We start from the raw sequence: 19,893 nt of genomic DNA, 5'->3' as shown, positions 1-19,893 counted from the left end.
GCTCACGCTACGGCCGCGCGCCTGCTGAGGTCACGACGCCGCGGTCAGCTGGCCCGACGGCACCTGGCCGCCGCGCTCCAGCACGGCGGCGGCGTGCTCGGTCCGCTGGAGGTAGTCGCACAGGGTGCGGCGACTCTTCGTCAGGCAGGCGATCCGCTCGTCGAGCCCGGTCAGCTCCTCGGCGAGCAGCTCGGCGACCTGCCGCGTGCAGGACGCCGCGAGCTCCTCGGCCCGGGTGTCCTCGAGGTCGAGCAGCACCCTCGCCAGGCGGGTCGGCACGCCGGCCCGGACCAGGCCGACCACCTGCTCGACGCGGGCGACGTCCTGCTCGTCGTACGCGCGGTAGCTGTTCGTGGTGCGGGCCGGGGCGATGAGGCCCTGCTCCTCGTAGTACCGCAGGAGCCGGGTCGAGACCCCGGTGCGGCGGGACAGCTCACCGATCTTCACGACGATCCTCCGAGGGACGCTTGACCTTCACAGTGATGTCAAAGTTTAGCGTCGCAGGTATGGATCTCGAACGGACGCTGCCGGCCCCGACCACCGCCTCCGACCGCCTGCCGTGGCCGAGCCTCGTCGTCCTGGGTGGCGCGACCTTCGTCATGGTCACCGGGGAGATGCTGCCCACGGCCGTGCTGCCGCAGATGAGCGCCGACCTCGGGGTCACGCAGGCGCGCACCGGCCTGCTGGTGTCGCTGTGGGCGCTGACCGTCGTGGTGGCCACCTTCCCGCTGGTCCGGCTCACCCGCCGGTGGGACCGCCGCCCGGTCGTCGCAGTGGCGCTCGTCGTGTTCGCCGCCGCGTCCGCGTTCACCGCCGTCGCGCCCACCTACGAGGTGGCGGTCGCCGGCCGGCTGCTGGGCGCCGCGGTGTGCGGCCTGCTGTGGGCGACCGTCAACGCGCACGTCGCCGACATCGTGCCGTCGCGTCGCCTCGCGACCGGCGTCGCCGTGGTGCTCGGCGGGGCGACCCTCGGCACGGTGATCGGCGTGCCCCTCGCCAGCTTCGTCGCCCAGGGTTGGGACTGGCGCGTGGCCTTCGGTGCGCTCGCGGTGCTCGGTGTCGTGGCGGCGGCGCTCGTGCGGGCGGTGGTGACGGGCGCGGCCGCCGCCGGGTCCGCTGCCGGTCCGGGCGACGAGCGCGCTTCCGCACCGGTTGGGCAGCTGCGACCGGTGCTCGTCGTCGCCGGTCTCGTCGGCCTCGTGCTCGTCGGGCACTTCGCGGCCTACACGTTCGTCACGCGGCTCGTGGCCGACGCGGCCTCGGCGCTCCCCGGCGGAGTGAGCGGGGCGCTCCTGGTGTTCGGCGCGTCGTCGGCCCTCGGGCTCGCCCTCGTCGGTCGGGTACGCGACGGGTGGACCGCGCCGATGCTCGTCGCGGCGACCATCCTCGTCGCCGTGTCGCTGCTCGCGCTGACAGTGGTCGACGGCCACGCCGTGACCGGCCTCGTGGTGCTCGTCGCGTGGGGCCTCACGTCGGGCACGCTCCCGCCGCTCGCCCAGACGCTCATCATGCGGATCGCCGGGCCCGAGCACCGGGGCACCGCCGGCGGCGTCATCCCGGTCGTCTTCAACCTCGGCATCGCCGTGGGGGCCGCGCTCGGCAGCGTCATCGTCGAACGGTCCACGCCGGCCGCCCTGCCGGTGCCTGCCGCGGTCGTCGTGGCCGTGGCGGCGGTCGGGCTGATCCTCGCCACGCGGCCGCGCGCCGCCGCACCGGCGGACGCCTCGCCCTCGCAGGCGGCGAACAGACCCACCACCGTGCCGCTGCCCGCACCGGCGCCGTGCCCGTCCTGACGCCAAACACCTCGCCCGGCACGCCCCCGCGCACTACGTTCCCGCGCATGGGCAGGACGAACTACCTGGTCGAGGGACTCTCCGGCACCGGCAAGACCACGGTGGCCGACGAGTTGCAGCGGCGCGGGTTCCACGTCGTCCACGGCGACCGCGAGCTGGCCTACCAGGGCGATCCGGAGACCGGCGAGCCCACCGACGCCGGGCTGCACGAGCACCACCTCTGGGACGTGGAGAAGGTGCGCGCCCTGGTCGCGGACCGGACGGACGCGGCCACCTTCTTCTGCGGCGGCTCGAGGAACTTCCCGACGTTCATCGACCTGTTCGACGGCGTCTTCGTCCTCGAGGTCGACCTCGACACGCTGAACCGGCGGCTCGACGCGCGCCCGGACGAGGAGTGGGGCGGCGGGAAGCCGACGGAGCGCGCGCGCATCGTGCAGTGGCACCAGACGAAGCAGGACGTCCCCCAGGACGGCATCGCCATCGACGCCACCGCACCCGTCGGGGCCGTGGTCGACGAGATCCTCCGCCGGTGCCGGACGAACGCGTAGCGTCCGCGACCCGCGGGCGAGCGAAGTGCCTGACACCGGTGGGCGCGTGGGTAGAGGCTGGGGCCACGTCTCGTCCCTGCTGCCCGGATCGGTGACCTCGATGACCGCACCCGTGGAACCGGGAACCCGCCACCGACGCTGGTCCCGCGTGCCGATCGTCGGCGCCCTGCGCGGGTACGACCGTCGGTGGCTGCGGACCGACATCGCCGCGGGCGTCGCGGTCGCCGCGCTCATCGTCCCCAAGAACCTGGGCTACGCGGGGATCGCGGGCATCCCGCTGCAGAACGGCCTGTACGCCGCGGCGGCCGGGGCGATCCTCTACGCGATCTTCGGCACGAGCCGCCAGATCTCGACCGGGCCGAGCTCCGGGCTGGCGGCGGTGGCGGCGAGCGCCGTGGTCGCGGCCGGGCTGGTCGGGGACCAGGTCGCGACCTTCGTCGCGGGGATCACGCTCGTGTCCGGCGCGATCTTCCTCCTGCTGGCCGTGCTGAAGATGGGCTGGATCGCGCAGTTCCTGTCCCGGGCGGTGGTGACGGGCTTCCTGTTCGGGGCGGCGATCGACGTCGTGATCGGGGAGCTGCCCAAGATCACGGGCACCAGCGCCGACGGCTCGACGCCGCCGCAGGAGCTGGTGTCCTGGCTCGGCACGCTGGGCGAGGCGAACACGGCCACGGTGCTGGTCGGGGGGATCGCGCTGGTCACGGTGTTCGGCCTGCGCCGCATCGCCCCGCGGGTCCCCGGCGCGCTCGTCCTCGTGGTCGGCGGACTGCTGGCGACCTGGCTGCTCGACCTCGGGGAGCACGGAGTCGCGCTCGTCGGTGACGTGCCGCGCGGGCTCCCCTCGGTCGTGGTCCCCGACCCGTTCCTGCTGCTCGACAACGCCGCGACCGTGGCCCTCGCGTCGGTGGCGCTGGTGATGATCGGCTTCTCCCAGACGGCCGGCGACGCGCGGATGTTCGCGGCCCGGCACCGCTACCGCGTGGACATCGACCAGGAGTCGCTCGCGCAGGGCGCGGCGAACGTCGGGGCCGGGCTCCTGCAGGGCATGCCGGTCTCCACGAGCCTCTCGGCGAGCTCGCTCAACGACCGCACGGGTGCGCGGTCGCCGGTCGCCTCGCTGACGTCCGGCGTCATGGTGCTGCTCACGCTCGTCCTGCTCGCTCCCCTGTTCTCGGGCCTGCCGACCGCCGTGCTCGCGGCGATCATCATCGAGGCCGTCGTCATGGGCATGATGGACGTCGCGGCGCTCCGCAGGCTGTTCCGGGTGCAGCGCTTCGACTTCTGGATCGCGATCGCCGCCCTGGTCAGCACGCTCGTCGTGGGGGTCCTGGCCGGCGTCCTCATCGGGATCGCGCTGTCGCTGCTGTGGCTCGTGTCCGTGACGACCCGGCCGTCCCTGCCGCTCATGGCCCGCGAGCCGGGCACCCAGGTGTTCCGCGAGCTCGACCAGTACCCCGACGACCAGCCGGAGCGCGGCATCGTGGTCCTGCGCATCGACGGCGGCCTCTTCTTCGCCACCGCAGACGCCCTCCAGGACCGCGTCCGGGAGGTCGCCGAGGCGCAGCCGGACGTCGACGCGATCGTCATCGACTGCGGGGGCATCGCCGTGGTCGACGCCCAGGGCGCCGCGGCGCTGCACGAGATCCTCGACCTGGCCCGGGACACGGGCGTCGTGCTCCGGCTGGCCCGCGTGAAGCCCGCCGTCCGGGCGACGCTGGCCCGCGACGGCGTGGTCGACCGCGTGGGCACCGACCGCATCCACGGCAGCGTGCACCGCGCGGTCGAGGCCCACCGGGCGCAGGGACGCACCTCCGACGCCACCGAGACCGTCGACGAGGGGTGACCGCAGTGGGCACGATGAGCGCATGAGCACCGACCCCGCCCCGGACGACGTCGCCCTGACCGTCCCGTGTCCCCGTTGCGCCGCCGCACCCGGTGAGCCGTGCCGCACCGCCGAGCGCCTCCCCCGGCCCCCGCACGGGCGTCGCACGTCCGCCTATCTGGAGAAGCTCGCCGCCGAACGGTGACCCGGCGGACGGGAGGCTAGGCGCGCTCCCCGAACTCGGCGAGCAGGTCCACGGTGGCGTGCTCGACCAGGATCGGCACGAAGTCGCGGACGGTCGAGCCGTCGAAGGCGGCCAGCTGGGCGTCGACCTGCTCGCGGATGAGTTCGCTCGAGAGGTTCGGATACCGCATCGCGATCCGGTCGACGACCTCGTCGATCGCGCGACCTTCGTCCTCGATGGGCATGAGCCATGGTCGGGCGACGGCCTCGCGATGTCGATGACCGGCGCACGAACATCAGTCGAACACCAGGGCAGGGCCGACGCGGACTGGGCCGATCGGGTGAACGACCCCGTCCGACGGCGGCCGGTCCGGGCGATTCGCCTGGATTCGCCCGATGGCCCGTGACCCGGCTGTGACCCGCGACACACGCCTCACCGATGACGTTCCTACACTGCCGCGGTGTCCCGCACCCGCGCCTGGCCGTCCCTGGTGGCCGCCCTCGTCGTCCTCGCGCTCGGCGCCGCCGTCGCCGTCGGTGTCGGGCAGGCGCTCGGGCTCAGCTTCGAGTCGGCCGACACCCCGCCGCCGGTCACGGCGAGCACCGTCGGGCTGACGCCGGTGGCCCCCGCGCCCTCGATCGCCCGGATCGACGTCCCCGCGGGCGAACGGGTCGCGCTCGCGGCCACGGCCGTCGCCGATGCCCTCACGGACCGCGGGCTGCCGGCCCCGACGGTCGGCACCGGCGACGCCGACCTGACCGTCGACATCGTGCCCCCGTTCGCCGACTCGCCCGAGGCGTACCGGATCAGCCAGGACGCGGCCGGCCGGTACGACCTGCAGGCGTCGGGACCCGCCGGTGCCGCCGCCGGCCTGTACGCGGTGGCCGACCGGATCCGGTCCGGCGCCGCACTCGTGGCGGACGGGGCGACGCAGGAGCCGCGCCTGGGGCTCCGGCTGACGGACTCGGGCTCGGTGGGCCGGGAGGCGGACCCGGAGGCGTTCACCGCCGGCGACGACTACTCGCTCAACACGGACGTCGTCGCGGGTGCCGTCCTCCCGGCCGCCCCATGGGTGGACCAGGAGGCGGTCGCGCGCATCGACACCCAGTTCCGGCAGCTGGTCCAGCACGCGCTGCGGCAGGGGTACAACGGCGTCGTCGTGCCCGGCTTCCTCGAGTACGTGACGTTCAGCGGCGTGGGCGACGGGCACCAGGTCTACCCCGAGGGCGACCCGCACGTGGACCGCGCGAAGGCGATGGTCGCGGCGTTCGGGCCGGTGTTCCAGTACGCCGCGGACATGGGCATGCACGTCTACCTGCTCACGGACATGCTCGCGGTGTCGCCGCCGCTCGAGTCGTACCTCGAGCGGACCGTCGGCGGCCTCGACGTCGACGACCCCGCCCTCTGGTCCGTCTACCAGGCCGGCCTGTCCGAGCTCTTCGAGAGCCTGCCGTTCGTCGACGGCCTCATGGTCCGCATCGGCGAGGGCGGCGCCGTCTACCAGGCCGGGTGGGACTACTCGTCGAAGCTCGCGGTGACGTCGGAGACCTCGGTGCAGGCGATGCTGCACGCGCTCCTCGAGACCGCCGGGGACCACGACCGCGAGGTCATCTTCCGGACGTGGACCGTCGGGGTCGGGGCGGTGGGCGACCTGCACACCAACCCGGACTCCTACGAGTCCGTGCTCGGCGGCATCGACGACCCGCACCTGATCGTGTCGACCAAGTACACGATGGGCGACTTCTACAGCCACCTTCCCCTCAACCCGACGCTCGCGACGGGCACGCACCGGCGCATCGTCGAGCTCCAGGCCCGCCGGGAGTTCGAGGGCTTCGGCGCCCTGCCGAACGACCTCGTCGCCGAGGAGGGCCGGGCGCTCCAGAGCTTCCTCGCCGCGAACCCGCACGTCGAGGGCATCTGGAACTGGACGCAGGACGGCGGCCCGCTGCGCGCCGGCCCGATGACCCTGTACCTGCGCACGGGGTTCTGGCAGATGTACGACCTCAACACCTACGGCGCGTCACGGCTGGCGTGGGACCCGACCGCGGACCCCGCGCAGGTCACGGCCGACTGGGTGCGCCAGACGCTGTCGGCCGACGCGGCCACGTCCGCGGCGATCACGGACACCCTCGGGCGGTCCCGCGAGGCGATCACCCGTGGCCTGTACATCCGGCCGTTCGCGGAGCAGAGCGTCAAGGCGCTCGGCCTCGAGCCGCCGCCCATGATGTGGATCTTCGAGTGGGACATCGTCACGGGCGACTCGGCGGCGCTGGACAGCATCTACGCCGTGAGCCGCGACGACCTCGAGTCAGCGATCGACGACGGCGGCGCCGCGGCGGAGGTCGCAGCCGGGATGCGGGAGCAGGTCGCCGCCACGGCCCCGGGCACGTGGCGCTCCCCCGAGACCTACGACGCGTTCGTCGGCGCCCTCGACTACGAGACCGACCTGCTGGGCACGCTGGCCGCGTACCGCGCGACGGTCCTGCGGCACGCGCAGTGGCTCGACACCGGCAGCTCGACCGCGTACGACCAGTGGCGGGACGCGGAGCAGGAGTACCGCGCAGCGCGCGCCGAGCACGTGTCCCGGTACGGCGGCGACGTCGACCTGCCCGCGTACAGCTTCACCGCCGCGGACCTGGGCAGCGACCGCGCCGACCGCGACCCGGCCATGGCCTGGCTCGCCCGGATCCTGCTCCTGCTCACGGTCGCCGCCCTCGTGCTCGGGACGCGCCTGGGCCGGCGGCTACCTGGCGCCACGGCCTTCCGCGCCCTGCTCGTCGCGGCGACCCGGCCGTGGCGTATCGCCGAGGTCCCGGCGCCGACGACACGCAGCGACCGCGTCCTGGTGTGGGCGGTCCCGGCCGTGGTCCTGATGGCCAGCCGGGAGGTCTACACCTGGTTCGCCGCGCCCGCCCACCTGGCCATCACGCTCGGCTCCTGGCTCGTGCTGGCGCTGGTCCTGCGCGTCCTCGTCGGCCGCAAGGACCCGTTCCACCTCTGGGCGGCGCTCGGCGGCGTGGTCCTGCTGCGGACCGTCGTCCTGCTCGTCGCGCTCGTCGTCCGCGGGCCGGGCCGCTACTGGTTCGGCTTCTGGACCGCCCCGACAGCGCGGACCGCGTACATCACCGTCGCGTTCGCCGCGTTCTGCTGGCTGTTCGTCGTGGTCGCCATCGTCCTGCGACGCGCCTACGGCCTGCGCTCCGCCCGCGCCGTCGGGCTCACGGCGGTGGCCGGCGGGGTCACGCTCGCCGTCGCGGCCGGCGCGGTCGCGGCGATCGGCCTCGAGCAGGCGCTGACCGTGTGGAACGACCAGATGGCGCTGCTGCCGTGGGGCCTCTCGCGGATCCTGGGCATCACCGTCTACCTGGGCATCCCGACCTGGCTGCCGGCGGCGCTGGCGGTGGTCGGCGTGGTAGTCGCAGTCCTCGGCGGAGGCGTGGCCCTGCTGGGGCGTCGCCGCGCCGCGCTCTGACCCGGGTTCAGCGCGACCGCAGCGCCAGCTCGACCGCCTCCTGCACGCGCTCGTCCTCGCGGGCAGCGCGGCGGGCGCGGCTGCGACGGACGGCGGCGACCCCCCAGACCGCGAGCGCGGCCAGCGCCGCGACGAGCAGGAGCAGCGTCCACGGGACGGCCCAGGTGTGGGCGGTCGCGGTGACCGTCGCCAGGGAGGTCGTGGAGCCCGAGGCGTCGGTGACCAGCGGCGCGAGGTGCGCCGTGGCGGCCAGGCGCAGGGCGGGCGCGACGCCGTCGACGGGCACGCGCACGGTCCAGCTCTCGCCGGGGAGCAGCTGCGGCGGGGCGTCGACGGCGGCGGCCGTGGCGGAGAACCAGCCGAACGGTCCGGTCACGGTGGCCGCCTGCTGCGCGGACATGATCGCGTTGCCGGTGTTGTGGATCGTGTAGGTGAGCGTCGCGTCGCCGAGGGCGAACGGGTCGAGCGAGCCGTCGTACGACAGGTGCACCTGCTCGATGGCGATGCTGGGGGCGAGCTCGCCGCCGACGCGCAGCGCGACCCGGATGCCGAGGCGGCGGTCCACGTTGATGCCCTCGGCGTCGTCCGGCTGGGTCAGCGTGGTGACGATGCCGCCGGCGTAGTCGCCGGGCGTCGCATCGTCGGGGACCGTGACCGTGAAGGGCACCTCGACCGTGGCACCGGGCTGGACGTCCACCGTGCCGGCCGCGGTGTGGACCCACGCGCCGACGCCCGTCGACGCGAGGTCCGGGGTGAGCAGGTCGAGCTGGCCGCTGTCGGTGGTGTAGCCGTCGGCCGCGTACACCCCGAGCTCGAGCGGCTCGGTGCCGTGGTTGGCCACGACGAGGGCGTCCTCGACCTGCGCGCCCGGGTCGACGCTGTAGCTGTAGCTGGTGCGCTCGGCGCCGAGGTCGTTCGAGGCGGTCCGCACCGCCCAGGTGACGTCGTCGTCGGCCGCCACCGCGGCACCCGCCGGCAGCGCGGTCAGGCTCAGGGTGGCGAGCACGGCGAGGGCGGTGGCACGGGCACGGCGGTTCATGGGGATCCTCAGGTGGCTGACGACAGGTGCGCCCGACGGGGTGGGCGCTCGTGCGCCCACCCCGTCGGGATCATGCGGTGGTGATCAGCTGCTCAGCGCAGTGATCGTCAGGGTGGCGCGGTAGCTGCCCTTCGCGACGTCGCCCGGGACCTTGAGGTCCAGGTCGGCGCCGAGCTTGGCCGTGCCCTTCGGGTGGCCCTGGCCGGCCCAGCCGAGGTTGCGCGAGACGGACAGGCCGGCGCCGCCGTCGAGCGCGGGGGTGACGAACCCGCCCGCGAGCGCACCCGCGCCCGCCTCGACCAGCGTCGGCGTCCAGCCCAGCGACGAGCCGGGGAAGGACCTGGCGCCGTCCGTGAAGTCCCCGACGGAGGCCGAGATCGACCACGGCGCCAGGGAGCGGCGGGTGTCCGTCACGGTGATGGGGTTGATCTGGCCGGTCGCCTCGAAGTAGTCGCCGTTGTGGTCGACCGCCGTGCCGAGGTCCACCAGGCCGTTGTGCCCGTCGATGGTCCAGCCGAAGTCACCGGGCGCGGCGTCGGGCACCGTCACCTGGATGTCCTGACCGTCACCGTGGAACGGGTGCACCGTGACCTTGTCGACGACCGAGCCCACCGGCTGGTCCGCCGTGGTGTTGTTGCACCACGCGACCTTGCCCAGCTCGACCGCCGCGTTGGGCGCCGCGCAGGTGCCGCTGCGCACGTTCTCCACGACCAGCTGGTCGGCGCGCACCTGGACCTTGACGTAGCTGCGGACGTGCTCCTGGTTCTGGACCGAGTTGTACCAGTAGCTCGACGGGTTCAGCGGGTCCGCGCCGTTGCCGGCACCGCTGGTGCCGCTGGCGTCGGGGGCCGTGATGTCGTAGTACTTCGAGCCCGAGGCCGAGTTGGCCGTCACGTAGAGCACGCCGCCGGGGCCCGGGTAGACGTCCGCCTGGCCCGGGATCTCGGCCGGGTCGGCCTTCTCGCTGTTCTTGATGAGGTAGCTGCGCGAGTAGCTGTGGTCGTGACCCTGGAGCACGAGGTCGACGCCGAGGTTCGAGAACGTCGTCGGGAAGTCGACGCGGCGCACCTTGTTGTCGCCGTCCTTCGCGTGGTCGGCCGGCGAGTAGATCGAGTGGTGGTAGACGAGGACCGTGTACTTGGCCTCGGCGCCGTGCTGGTTGATCACGTCCGTCACGTACGCGAGGTGGGCCGCGTCGCCGCCGCCGCCCTGCGAGGTGGCGTAGCTGTTGCTGTTCAGGTCGACGAACAGCACGTCCTTGTAGATGTACCAGTAGTCGCCGCCGGAGGTGTTCGAGGCGGGGTTGCCGTTGGCGTACAGCGGCGCGGAGCGGTCCGTGTTCGGCGTGAACAGGTGCTGCTCGTAGGCCTTGCCGCCGACGTCGTGGTTGCCGATCGTGGCGGCCCACGGGTACTGGCGCAGCTTGTCGGGCGCCAGGAAGGCGTCCCACTGGGACTCGGTGTTGGCCGTCTCGACCTGGTCGCCGCCCGACACGAGCAGCTCGGCGTCCGGGTTGGCCGCGAGCGAGACGTCCAGCGTGTCCTGCCAGCCCGCCTGGTCCTTGGCGGTGTTGCCGGAGGAGCCGATCTGCGGGTCACCGAAGAACAGGAAGTCGTAGTCGCCGTCGAAGGAGTGGGTCGTGAAGGAGTACGCCGTGGACCAGGCACCGTCGGCGCCGACCCGGTAGGAGTACGTGGTGTTCTCCTTCAGGCCGGTGATCGTCGCGTGCCGGTTGAACCCGCCGCTGGTGGCGATGTTCGCGGCACCGGTGGCGGCGAAGCTCACGGCGTCGGCCGGGAAGACCCCGTCGACCACGGCCGAGGTCGGGGCCAGCTGGACGGACTGGGCGGTGTCGGCGGAGGAGTACCAGCTGACGATGCGCTGCGACTCCTGCGCACCGACGCCGAGGATGATGCCGGTGAGGTTGACGGGGTCCGCGGCCATCGCCGGAGCGGTGGCCACGCACCCGAGGGTGACGGTCGCGCCGAGGGCGATGGCGGCGAGCCGCACGGACAGCCGGCGTCGTGCCGGTGTCGCACTGATGGAAGACATGCGTCGTCCGTTCTCTCTTGGTATCCCAGGGAAACTGGTGGGCGGGACACACCGTGCCGAGCCCGGGTGAACCGCCGCCGAACATGGACGATCCAGCGGACGAACAGGTAGCGCTCAGGTGGGGAGCACGCGCTCGACGAACCACACCATCCCCATCGCAGCGACCCCCGCCGCGACCGCGCCGCTTGCCCACAGCCCGAGCCGGGGCGAGCGGCGGCGCAGCGCCATGAGCATCGGGAAGACGACGGCGATGATGGCGAGCTGCACCACCTCGATGCCGACGTTGAAGACGAGCAGCGACCAGAGCAGGGTCCACGACCACGCCTCGTCGATGCCCAGCGCGCCGGCGAAGCCGAGCCCGTGCACGAGCCCGAAGCAGAAGACGACGCCGAGCCGGGACCAGCCCGCGCGGTCGAGGATGAGATGGCCGCCGGTGACCTCGAGGTCCACCGCGCCGCCGCCCTTCTGCCAGATGCGCCAGAGGTACCAGCCGGCGACGACGGCGATGGAGAGCGCGATCGTCGGCTCGACCACCCCGGACGGCACCGCGACCACCCCCGTCGCGGCGAGCATGAACGTCAGCGAGTGGGCCAGCGTGAACGTCGTCGCGGCGAGCACGATCTCGCGCAGGCGTCGGGACCCGGCGATGAGGGCCAGCAGGAACAGGATGTGGTCGAGCCCGGTCAGCAGGTGCTCGGCGCCGAGGCGGAAGAACTCCCAGAACCGCTCGGAGGTCGACTGCTCGGTGGAGAACGACGGCTGCTGGCTGTCGAGGGCGGCGCTCCCGTGCTGCCCGTCGAGCTCGTAGGTGACGATCGTCTTGGTGCCGGTCACGTAGCCCTCGGAGTCCGGGAACAGCCCGCTCGCCACCTCGTGCGCGCCGTCGGAGGCGGCACACGCGTGGTCGAGCACGAGCAGCGCGTAGGGCACGCCGTCGCGCTCCGTGAGCGTCGCGTCGCCGACCTGCGAGGGGCTGCACGCCGCGCCGTCGGCAGCGACCGTGAAGCGCTGCGTCACGTAGGCGAGGACCGCGGCGGAGTGCGTGCGGAGCGCCGCGGCCTGCTCGGCCGGGTCGCCGTCGTCGAACGCGGCCGTGCCGTCCTGGAAGAGGGCGTCGTCCTGCTGGGCGTCGGCCGCGGAGACCACGAGCAGGTCGTACTCCAGCCCGACCGCCGTCCGGACGTGCCCCGTCGACGGCGACGTCACGTCGACGTAGACCACCGAGCTGAAGCCGTGGGCCGACGCCGGCGTCGCGAAGATGGCCGCGAGGGCGCAGACGAGCAGGGCGAGGACGGTGCGGCGGGCGCCGGACGACATGGGGCTCCTTCGGTTGGCCAGCCGCACCTTCCCCCTGTCCGGTGAACGGCAGGAGGACCGACGACGAACGCCTGAGGAACGCCGTCCCCACGCCCCGATCCGAGGGCTGACCTGCGCCGCGGCTGAGGTAGGAAGGACCGGCACTCCCCCTGCACCTCCTGGAGGACGATCGTGTTGCGCCCCCGTTCCCTGGCGCTCGTCGCCGTGACCGTCACCCTGCTCGCCGCGTGCGGCGCGGGCGACTGGTCCGGCTCTCACCCCGAGCCGTCGGCTGTCGGCACGCTCGGTCCGGGCTTCAGCGACCCGTCGGCGCCGCCCAGCCCCGAGGCGACCCTCTCCCCCGAGCCGGGCTCGTGGGCGGACGTCCGCCCGTCGGCGGGGTACCGCGTGGTGCTGCTCACCGCGGGCGACGACGCGCCGACCCGGGCGCTGGTCTCGGCGGTGACGTCGTGGGCCGACGACGAGGACGTGGACCTGCGGACCGTCGTCGCCGAGGGCACCGCCGACCTGGTCCCCAGCATCACCGAGGCCATGGACCTGCAGCCCGACCTCATCGTGAGCGCCGGGAACGACCTCGTCGACCCGCTCGCCCTGGTGAGCGCCAACCACCTCGACCAGCAGTTCCTCGCCATCGGCGCGGAGGTCGCCGAGCCCACCCACAACGTCACGGCGGTCGACTGGACGGGCGCGTCCTTCCGCGGCGAGGGGCTCGGCGCGTCCTCGACGTACGACCCGGACTCGTTCACCGCGCAGCGGTGCGCGGCCGCCGTCCGCGCGGGCGTCGCGGCGGTCCTCAACGACCTCACCGGGATCGTGGTCTGGCTCGACCAGCCATAGGGTCGCTACGACCGCAGCCGTCGCGACGGGAGGGGCTCCGTGCACAACGTCGAGCTCTTCGTGCTGGTCACGGGAGCTGTGGCGGTCACGGCGGTCTGCCGACGGCGCGGGTGGCCGGCGCCGCTCGTCCTGGTCGCCGTGGCGATCGTCGTGTCGTTCGTGCCGGGGGTCCCGCGGTACGAGATCCAGCCGGAGATCCTGCTCGAGTTCGTCCTGCCGCCGCTGCTGTACTCCGCGGCCCTGTCCAGCTCGTACCGCGACTTCCGGTCGTCGTGGAACTCGATCACCCGCCTCGGGTTCGGCCTGGTGGTGGTCAGCGCCGTCGTGGTCGCGCTGCTGTTCTGGTGGATGGAGCCGGCCGTCCCGTTCCTCGCCGCGCTGGTGCTCGGCGCCGTCGTCGCGCCGCCGGACGCGGTCGCCGCGGCCGCCGTCGGCAAGCGGCTGGGCCTGCCGCGCCGCGTGATGACGCTGCTCTCCGGCGAGAGCCTCATCAACGACGCGACGTCCCTCACGCTCTACAAGGTGGCCCTGGCGGGGGTCGCCACCGGCGCGTGGGCGTTCGCCGAGGGGCTCGGGACCTTCGCGCTCGCGGTCACCGCCGGCGTGGCCGTCGGGCTCGTGATCGCATGGGTGGTGCACCGGGTCCGGCTCCGGCTCGACGACCCCGTGGTCGCGTCCGCGATCGGGCTGCTCACGCCGTTCGCGGCGTACTGGCTGGGCGAGGAGCTGCACGGCTCCGGGGTGCTCGCCGTCGTCGCCGCGGGGCTGTACCTGGGGCACACGTCGCCGCAGGCCGGCTACGCCACCCGGCTCTACGAGGAGCCGATCTGGTCGACGGTCGACCTGATCCTGGAGTCCTTCACGTTCGCGCTCATCGGCATGCAGCTGCCGTGGGTGGTCCGCGACGTCATCGCCTCCGACCAGGGCCTCCGGCACGGGATCGCCGTCTCGCTCCTGGTGCTGCTCGCCGCGATCCTCGTGCGCCCGGTCTACATCTTCCTGACGGCACGGTTCGACCACCTCCGGCTGCGCGGCAGCCACCGACCCCCGCGGGACTCCCTGTCCACCCGCGAGTCGGCCGTGGTGTCCTGGGCGGGCATGCGCGGCGTGGTCACGCTCGCGGCCGCCGCGGCGATCCCGATCACCAGCAACGGCGCCCCCTTCCCCGAGCGGGCCACCATCCAGCTCGCCGCGTACACCGTCGCCATCGGCACGCTGCTCGTCCAGGGCCTCACGCTGCCGTGGGTCATCACGCGTCTCGGGGTCGGGTCCGCCGACGAGACCGCGCAGGACGCCGCGCAGGAGGCCGCCGTCCGGGTGGCCACGGCCGACGCGGTGCACGACGTGCTCGAGCGGCAGCGCGGCGACTGGAGCCGCAGCCTCGGGCCGGAGCGGGCGGGCGAGCTCATCGACCGGCTGTCGGCGGGGTGGCGGGCGCGGGCCACGGCCGCCGCCGTCATGCTCGACCCGGACTCCGCCGACGAGCTCGTGCCCGACGAGGCACCGGCCCCGCTCCCCGGCGTCACCGGCGCGATCCGCGAGGTCAGTCCCGCCCGGGTGCCCACGCCCGAGGAGGGCCTGCGCACGCAGAAGCTGCGGCGCGAGATCGTGGCCGCGCAGCGCGAGGTGCTCATGGAGCGGCGGGACGCCGGCGAGCTGGACGAGGCCGTGATGCGCCGCATGATGCGCGAGCTGGACCTGGAGGACGAGAGCCTGTCGTCGTCGTGGATCGAGCGCGTGCGCCGGTCCTGAGGGACGTTCGGCCCATCACATCCGCCTCCCGCGTCCGTAACGTCGAGAACGTCGAGCCGCAAGGTCTCGACACCGCCTCGACAGGGAGAAGAACGGTGACCGTCACGGATCACACCACGTCCCGCCCGAAGGGGCGTACCGCCCCCCAGGAGACCGACCCCGCCCCCGCGATCGACCAGCTGGTGGCGCAGGGCGCCAAGGCGCTGGCCGAGTACGCGCGCTTCACGCAGGAGGACGTCGACCACCTCGTCAAGAAGGCCTCGGTCGCCGCGCTCGACAAGCACGGCGAGCTCGCGCTCCTGGCGGTCAACGAGACCGGGCGAGGCGTCTTCGAGGACAAGGCCGTGAAGAACATCTTCGCGTGCGAGCACGTCACCAACTCGATGTCCACGCTCAAGTCGGTCGGCGTCATCTCCCGCGACGAGCTCACCGGCATCACCGAGATCGCCGAGCCCGTGGGCGTCATCTGCGGGGTCACGCCCGTGACCAACCCGACGTCGACCACGATCTTCAAGTCGCTCATCGCGCTCAAGACCCGCAACCCGATCGTCTTCGCGTTCCACCCGAGCGCGCAGGCCTCCTCCGTGGCCGCCGCGCGCGTGGTGCGCGATGCCGCGGTCGCCGCGGGAGCCCCCGAGCACTGCATCCAGTGGGTCGAGCAGCCGTCGATCGCGGCGACCACCGCGCTGATGAACCACCCGGGCATCGCGCTCATCCTGGCCACCGGCGGCAACGCCATGGTCCGGGCCGCGTACTCGTGCGGGAAGCCGGCGCTCGGCGTCGGCGCGGGCAACGTGCCCGCCTACATCGAGAAGAGCGCCAAGCTGCAGCGCGCCGTCAACGACGTCGTCCTGTCCAAGGCGTTCGACAACGGCATGGTCTGCGCGTCCGAGCAGGCCGTCATCCTCGACGACGCGATCTACGACGCCGCGCTCGCCGAGTTCGCCGTCCTGCACGCCTACCGGGCGGACGCGGCCGAGAAGGCGCTGCTCGAGCGGTTCATCTTCGGGGTCGAGGCCGAGGGGAAGAACTGCGGCGAGGCGAAGCTGAACGCCGCGGTCGTCGGCCAGAGCCCGCAGTGGATCGCCGCGCAGGCGGGCTTCACCGTCCCCGACGACACGTCGATCATCCTGGTCGAGGTCAGCGGCGTCGGGCCGCAGGAGCCGCTGACGCGCGAGAAGCTCGCGCCGGTGCTGGCGGTGCTGCGCGCCGAGTCCACGGAGCACGGCATCCGGCTGGCCGAGCAGATGGTCGAGTTCGACGGCCTGGGGCACTCCGCCGCCATCCACACGCAGGACGACGCCCTCACCGACGAGTTCGGCAGCCGGGTCAAGGCCGTCCGGATCATCGCGAACGCGCCCTCGTCGCTGGGCGGCATCGGCGACATCTACAACGCGTTCATCCCGTCGCTCACGCTCGGCTGCGGCTCGTACGGCCACAACTCGGTGTCCAACAACGTCTCGGCGGTGAACCTGGTGAACGTCAAGCGGATCGGCCGTCGCAACAACAACCTGCAGTGGTTCAAGGTGCCGGCCAAGACGTACTTCGAGCCGAACGCCATCCGCTACCTGGCGGACATGCCCGACGTCGAGCGCGTCACCATCGTCACCGACGCGACCATGACCACGCTGGGCTTCGTCGACAAGATCATCGACGTCCTGAACCGCCGGTCCTCCAAGGTCGCGCTGCAGATCATCGACCAGGTGGAGCCCGAGCCGTCCGTGAAGACCGTGCAGGCGGGGGCCGCGCAGATGCGCCACTTCCGTCCCGACACGATCATCGCGCTCGGCGGTGGCTCGCCCATGGACGCCGCGAAGGTCATGTGGCTGCTGTACGAGCACCCGGAGATCAACTTCTCCGACCTCAAGCAGAAGTTCTTCGACGTGCGCAAGCGCGCGTTCAAGTTCCCCGTGCTCGGCGAGCTCGCGCAGCTGGTGTGCATCCCGACCACGTCGGGCACCGGCGCCGAGGTGACGCCGTTCGCCGTGATCAGCGACCCCGAGGCCGGCAAGAAGTACCCGCTGGCCGACTACGCGCTGACCCCGTCCGTCGCCATCATCGACCCGGTCCTCACCGCGAAGATGCCGGCCTCGCTCGCGGCCGACTCGGGCTTCGACGCCCTCACCCACGCCACCGAGGCGTACGTCAGCGTCTACGCCAACGACTTCACCGACGGCATGGCCCTGCACGCGGTGCGGCTCATCTTCGACAACCTGGCGCCGTCGGTGAACGGCGACCCGGCCGACCCGGCCACCCAGGACGCGCGGGCGACCATGCACAACGCGGGGACGATCGCCGGCATGGCGTTCGGCAACTCGTTCCTCGGCATCGTGCACGCCATGGCGCACGTCGTCGGCTCCACGTACCACCTGGTGCACGGCCGGACCAACGCGACGCTGCTCCCCCACGTGATCCGCTACAACGGCACGGTGCCGACGAAGCTGACCAGCTGGCCCAAGTACGAGCACTACGTCGCTCCCGAGCGGTTCCAGCAGCTCGCCGCGGCGCTCGGGCTGCCGGCGTCGACCCCCGCCGAGGGCGTCGAGTCGTACGCGCTCGCCGTGGAGTCCCTGCGGGCCCGCGTGGGCATCCCGTCCTCGTTCCGGGCGCAGGGCGTCGACGAGCAGGAGTTCCTGGCCCGGCTCGACGAGGTCGCGATGGGCGCCTACGAGGACCAGTGCGCCCCGGCGAACCCGCGGATGCCGATGATCGACGACATGAAGGACCTCATGACCGCGGCGTACTACGGCACGTCCCTGGGAGACGTCCGCACGCGCCGCAGCGAGCAGCCCGCGATCGACAGGGTCCCCTCCCCCGCGTCGTAGCCGCTCGTCCCGACGCCCCGCCCGCGCACGCGTGGGCGGGGCGTCGGCCTGCGTCGCTGGGCGTGTCGGCGCGCGGACGGGCAGACTGTGGCACCCGCCGTGACCACCATCGGAACCACCGGAGGACCGCATGCCCAGCCCGACCCGCCCCCGCCTCGCCCGCGTCGGAGCCCCCGTCGTCGCCGCCCTCCTCGCGCTCGGGCTCGCCGCGTGCTCCGACGCCGAGATCGACGACGCCGCGCAGCAGGCCAAGGACGCGGCCAGCCAGGCCCAGAGCGCGGTCGACGACCTCAAGGCGCAGGTCGACGACGCCAGGGCCGAGGCCGACGCCGCCGCGCAGAAGATCACCGACCTCAAGGAGCAGCTGGGCGACCTCGACGACAAGGGCGACAAGGCCGTCACCGACGCCCAGGCGGCGGTCGCCAACGCCCAGTCGGCGCTCGAGAAGGCCAAGGCCGACGGCTCGGCGGCGTCGCAGCAGGCGCTGGCCGATGCCCAGGCGCAGGTCGCCGACGCGCAGGCCGAGCTCGACTCCGCCAAGGCGAACGCCACCGGCGCCGCGGCCGACGGCCTCGACGCGATCTCGCAGCAGCTCGCCACGCTCAGCGACAAGCTGGACGCCGCAGGCACCAGCTGAGCGCCGGCGGCGACGACCGCCGGCATCGTGTGTCCGGCAGTCGATCCGTTGCGTGCTCGTCCCCTCCCCGGCCAGCGGCGACGAACGCCGGCATCGTGTGTCCGGCCATCGATCCGTTGCGTGCCGAAAGGGTGAATTCCGCGCTCATCGGCGCGGGATGTTGTACCTGGAGCGGGACGTGCCGATCTTCTAGGTATGGCCGAACGTCAAGCGCAGCGGGTTCTGCGGCGACACCACGTGGAGTGGTGGATCGTCGCAGCCTGGGCGTCCCTTGCACTGGTCGTGGTCGCGGGCCTCACCGCCGCGACCGGACTGGTGAGCTGAGCGCACGGCGCTCCTGAACCCGCCTCCGGGCCGGGTTCGGTTCGACTCACCGCCTAACCTTCACGCATGACCGCATCCCGCTGGCAGGACGTCGCCCGCGCGACCGGGCTGATGGGCGACGACGGCGTCCCCCGGGCCACGGTCTTCGCCGAGATGTCGGCCCTCGCCGCCCGCACGGGCGCGGTCAACCTGGGCCAGGGCTTCCCCGACGTCGACGGCCCCGCCTCGGTCGCCCGCGCCGCCGCGGACGCGATCGCCGCCGGCGCCAACCAGTACCCGCCCGGCCCGGGCATCCCTGCGCTGCGGGAGGCCGTCGCGGAGCACCAGGAGCACCGGTACGGCCTGCGCTGGGACCCCGACAGCCAGGTGCTGGTCACCGCCGGCGCGACCGAGGCCATCGCCGCGACGGTGCTGGCCCTCGCCGGTCCCGGCGACGAGGTGCTCACGCTCGAGCCCTTCTACGACTCCTACGCGGCGGTCATCGCGATGGCCGGCGCCACGCACACGACCGCCCCGCTGCGCGCGACCCCGGACGGGTTCCGGCTCGACCTCGACGCGCTGACCCGCGCGTTCACTCCGAAGACGACGCTGGTGCTGGTCAACACCCCGCACAACCCGACGGGCACGGTGCTGACGCGCGACGAGCTCGCGGCGATCGCCCGGCTCGCCGTCGAGCACGACGCCGTGGTGGTCACGGACGAGGTGTACGAGCACCTCGTGCTCGACGGGTCCTCCGCGGTGCACGTGCCCATCGCCACCCTGCCGGACATGGCCGAGCGGACGCTCACGATCTCGTCGTCCGGCAAGACGTTCTCGTTCACCGGCTGGAAGATCGGCTGGGTCACCGGGCCGGAGCAGCTGGTCACCGCGGTGCGGACCGTGAAGCAGTTCCTCACGTACGTGAACGGCGCGCCGTTCCAGCCGGCGATCGCGTTCGCGCTGCGCGACCCGGACGTCGCCGCCTGGGTGGTCGAGCTCGCCGCGTCGCTGTCCCGGCGGCGGGACCTGCTCTGCGGCGGGCTCGAGGACGCCGGCTTCGCGGTCGTGCGGCCGCAGGGCACCTACTTCGTGCTCGCCGACGCCACGCCGCTCGGGTACGACGACGGCGCGGCCCTGTGCCGCGACCTGCCCGGCCTCGCCGGGGTCGTCGGGGTGCCCGTCACCGCGTTCACGCACGCCGGCTCGGACGTCGACGCCGCGCTGCGGTCGTGGGTCCGGTTCACGTTCGTCAAGCGCGAGGAGGTGCTGGCGCAGGCCGTCGCCGGCCTGCACCGGCTCCACCGGGGCTGAG

Annotated in this window: 15 protein-coding genes; 10 read left to right on the top strand and 5 right to left on the bottom strand. The window is 73.1% G+C overall.

The features are described 5' to 3' along the window. Window positions 1–30: 30 nt before the first annotated feature. A complete protein-coding gene (locus AC1DT4_RS14940; protein WP_477090588.1) occupies window positions 31–447 on the bottom strand; it encodes a MerR family transcriptional regulator in 417 nt (138 codons plus the stop codon). Between the two features lie 59 nt (window positions 448–506). Here AC1DT4_RS14940 and AC1DT4_RS14935 point away from each other — a divergent pair, with 59 nt between their 5' ends. The 4 genes from AC1DT4_RS14935 to AC1DT4_RS14920 all read left to right on the top strand — a co-directional run bounded on the left by AC1DT4_RS14935 (window position 507) and on the right by AC1DT4_RS14920 (window position 4,368). Next, window positions 507–1,793, top strand: coding sequence for an MFS transporter (locus tag AC1DT4_RS14935; protein ID WP_477090587.1), 1,287 nt, complete (start codon window positions 507–509; stop codon window positions 1,791–1,793). A gap of 47 nt (window positions 1,794–1,840) precedes the next feature. Beyond that, a complete protein-coding gene (locus AC1DT4_RS14930) occupies window positions 1,841–2,341 on the top strand; it encodes an AAA family ATPase (protein ID WP_477090586.1) in 501 nt (166 codons plus the stop codon). A gap of 100 nt (window positions 2,342–2,441) precedes the next feature. Beyond that, window positions 2,442–4,184 (top strand): SulP family inorganic anion transporter, encoded by a 1,743-nt coding sequence (locus AC1DT4_RS14925; RefSeq protein WP_477090585.1) that lies wholly within the window; start codon window positions 2,442–2,444, stop codon window positions 4,182–4,184. A 22-nt stretch (window positions 4,185–4,206) separates the two neighbouring features. Continuing rightward, window positions 4,207–4,368, top strand: coding sequence for a zinc finger domain-containing protein (locus AC1DT4_RS14920; protein WP_477090584.1), 162 nt, complete (start codon window positions 4,207–4,209; stop codon window positions 4,366–4,368). 16 nt (window positions 4,369–4,384) lie between these two features. Here the strand turns inward: AC1DT4_RS14920 and AC1DT4_RS14915 are convergent, their stop codons facing one another. Next, window positions 4,385–4,591 (bottom strand): three-helix bundle dimerization domain-containing protein, encoded by a 207-nt coding sequence (locus AC1DT4_RS14915; protein WP_477090583.1) that lies wholly within the window; start codon window positions 4,589–4,591, stop codon window positions 4,385–4,387. A gap of 216 nt (window positions 4,592–4,807) precedes the next feature. Between AC1DT4_RS14915 and AC1DT4_RS14910 the strand changes: the two genes are divergently transcribed. Further along, entirely contained in the window at window positions 4,808–7,819 is a 3,012-nt protein-coding gene (locus AC1DT4_RS14910) for a hypothetical protein (RefSeq protein ID WP_477090582.1), read from the top strand. Between the two features lie 7 nt (window positions 7,820–7,826). On the opposite strand, the gene AC1DT4_RS14905 is transcribed toward AC1DT4_RS14910, so the two are convergent. The 3 genes from AC1DT4_RS14905 to AC1DT4_RS14895 form a co-directional block, all read right to left on the bottom strand. After that, a complete protein-coding gene (locus AC1DT4_RS14905) occupies window positions 7,827–8,858 on the bottom strand; it encodes a WxL protein peptidoglycan domain-containing protein (RefSeq protein WP_477090581.1) in 1,032 nt (343 codons plus the stop codon). 84 nt (window positions 8,859–8,942) lie between these two features. After that, the gene (locus AC1DT4_RS14900) at window positions 8,943–10,910 is read right to left on the bottom strand and encodes a purple acid phosphatase family protein (protein ID WP_477090580.1); all 1,968 of its coding nucleotides are present in this window, start codon (window positions 10,908–10,910) and stop codon (window positions 8,943–8,945) included. A 114-nt stretch (window positions 10,911–11,024) separates the two neighbouring features. Beyond that, entirely contained in the window at window positions 11,025–12,227 is a 1,203-nt protein-coding gene (locus AC1DT4_RS14895) for a HupE/UreJ family protein (protein WP_477090579.1), read from the bottom strand. Window positions 12,228–12,398: 171 nt separating this feature from the next. On the opposite strand from AC1DT4_RS14895, the gene AC1DT4_RS14890 reads away from it, so the two are divergent. From AC1DT4_RS14890 to AC1DT4_RS14870, 5 genes are all read left to right on the top strand, one after another. Beyond that, a complete protein-coding gene (locus AC1DT4_RS14890) occupies window positions 12,399–13,064 on the top strand; it encodes a type 1 periplasmic-binding domain-containing protein (RefSeq protein ID WP_477090578.1) in 666 nt (221 codons plus the stop codon). A gap of 39 nt (window positions 13,065–13,103) precedes the next feature. After that, on the top strand, window positions 13,104–14,816 hold the full coding sequence (locus AC1DT4_RS14885; protein WP_477090577.1) for a Na+/H+ antiporter: 1,713 nt from the start codon (window positions 13,104–13,106) through the stop codon (window positions 14,814–14,816). Window positions 14,817–14,911: 95 nt separating this feature from the next. Then, entirely contained in the window at window positions 14,912–17,641 is a 2,730-nt protein-coding gene (gene adhE, locus AC1DT4_RS14880) for a bifunctional acetaldehyde-CoA/alcohol dehydrogenase (RefSeq protein ID WP_477090576.1), read from the top strand. Between the two features lie 130 nt (window positions 17,642–17,771). Then, complete coding sequence (locus AC1DT4_RS14875; RefSeq protein ID WP_477090575.1) at window positions 17,772–18,278, top strand: hypothetical protein; 507 nt, start codon at window positions 17,772–17,774, stop codon at window positions 18,276–18,278. 390 nt (window positions 18,279–18,668) lie between these two features. Then, complete coding sequence (locus AC1DT4_RS14870) at window positions 18,669–19,892, top strand: pyridoxal phosphate-dependent aminotransferase (RefSeq protein ID WP_477090574.1); 1,224 nt, start codon at window positions 18,669–18,671, stop codon at window positions 19,890–19,892. The last annotated feature ends 1 nt before the right edge of the window (window position 19,893 follow it).

Source organism: Cellulomonas sp. P4_D11 (assembly GCF_056401915.1).
The sequence above is the reverse complement of the archived record's forward strand: the minus strand, read 5'-3'. Positions and strand labels throughout refer to the sequence as shown.

Excerpts from the sequence above, each read along its gene's own strand:
- AC1DT4_RS14935 (WP_477090587.1), top strand. The coding sequence starts at position 507 with ATGGATCTCGAACGGACGCTGCCGGCCCCGACCACCGCCTCCGACCGC.
- AC1DT4_RS14930 (WP_477090586.1), top strand. The coding sequence starts at position 1,841 with ATGGGCAGGACGAACTACCTGGTCGAGGGACTCTCCGGCACCGGCAAG.
- AC1DT4_RS14925 (WP_477090585.1), top strand. The coding sequence starts at position 2,442 with ATGACCGCACCCGTGGAACCGGGAACCCGCCACCGACGCTGGTCCCGC.
- AC1DT4_RS14920 (WP_477090584.1), top strand. The coding sequence starts at position 4,207 with ATGAGCACCGACCCCGCCCCGGACGACGTCGCCCTGACCGTCCCGTGT.
- AC1DT4_RS14915 (WP_477090583.1), bottom strand. The coding sequence starts at position 4,591 with ATGCCCATCGAGGACGAAGGTCGCGCGATCGACGAGGTCGTCGACCGG.
- AC1DT4_RS14905 (WP_477090581.1), bottom strand. The coding sequence starts at position 8,858 with ATGAACCGCCGTGCCCGTGCCACCGCCCTCGCCGTGCTCGCCACCCTG.
- AC1DT4_RS14900 (WP_477090580.1), bottom strand. The coding sequence starts at position 10,910 with ATGTCTTCCATCAGTGCGACACCGGCACGACGCCGGCTGTCCGTGCGG.
- AC1DT4_RS14895 (WP_477090579.1), bottom strand. The coding sequence starts at position 12,227 with ATGTCGTCCGGCGCCCGCCGCACCGTCCTCGCCCTGCTCGTCTGCGCC.
- AC1DT4_RS14875 (WP_477090575.1), top strand. The coding sequence starts at position 17,772 with ATGCCCAGCCCGACCCGCCCCCGCCTCGCCCGCGTCGGAGCCCCCGTC.
- AC1DT4_RS14870 (WP_477090574.1), top strand. The coding sequence starts at position 18,669 with ATGACCGCATCCCGCTGGCAGGACGTCGCCCGCGCGACCGGGCTGATG.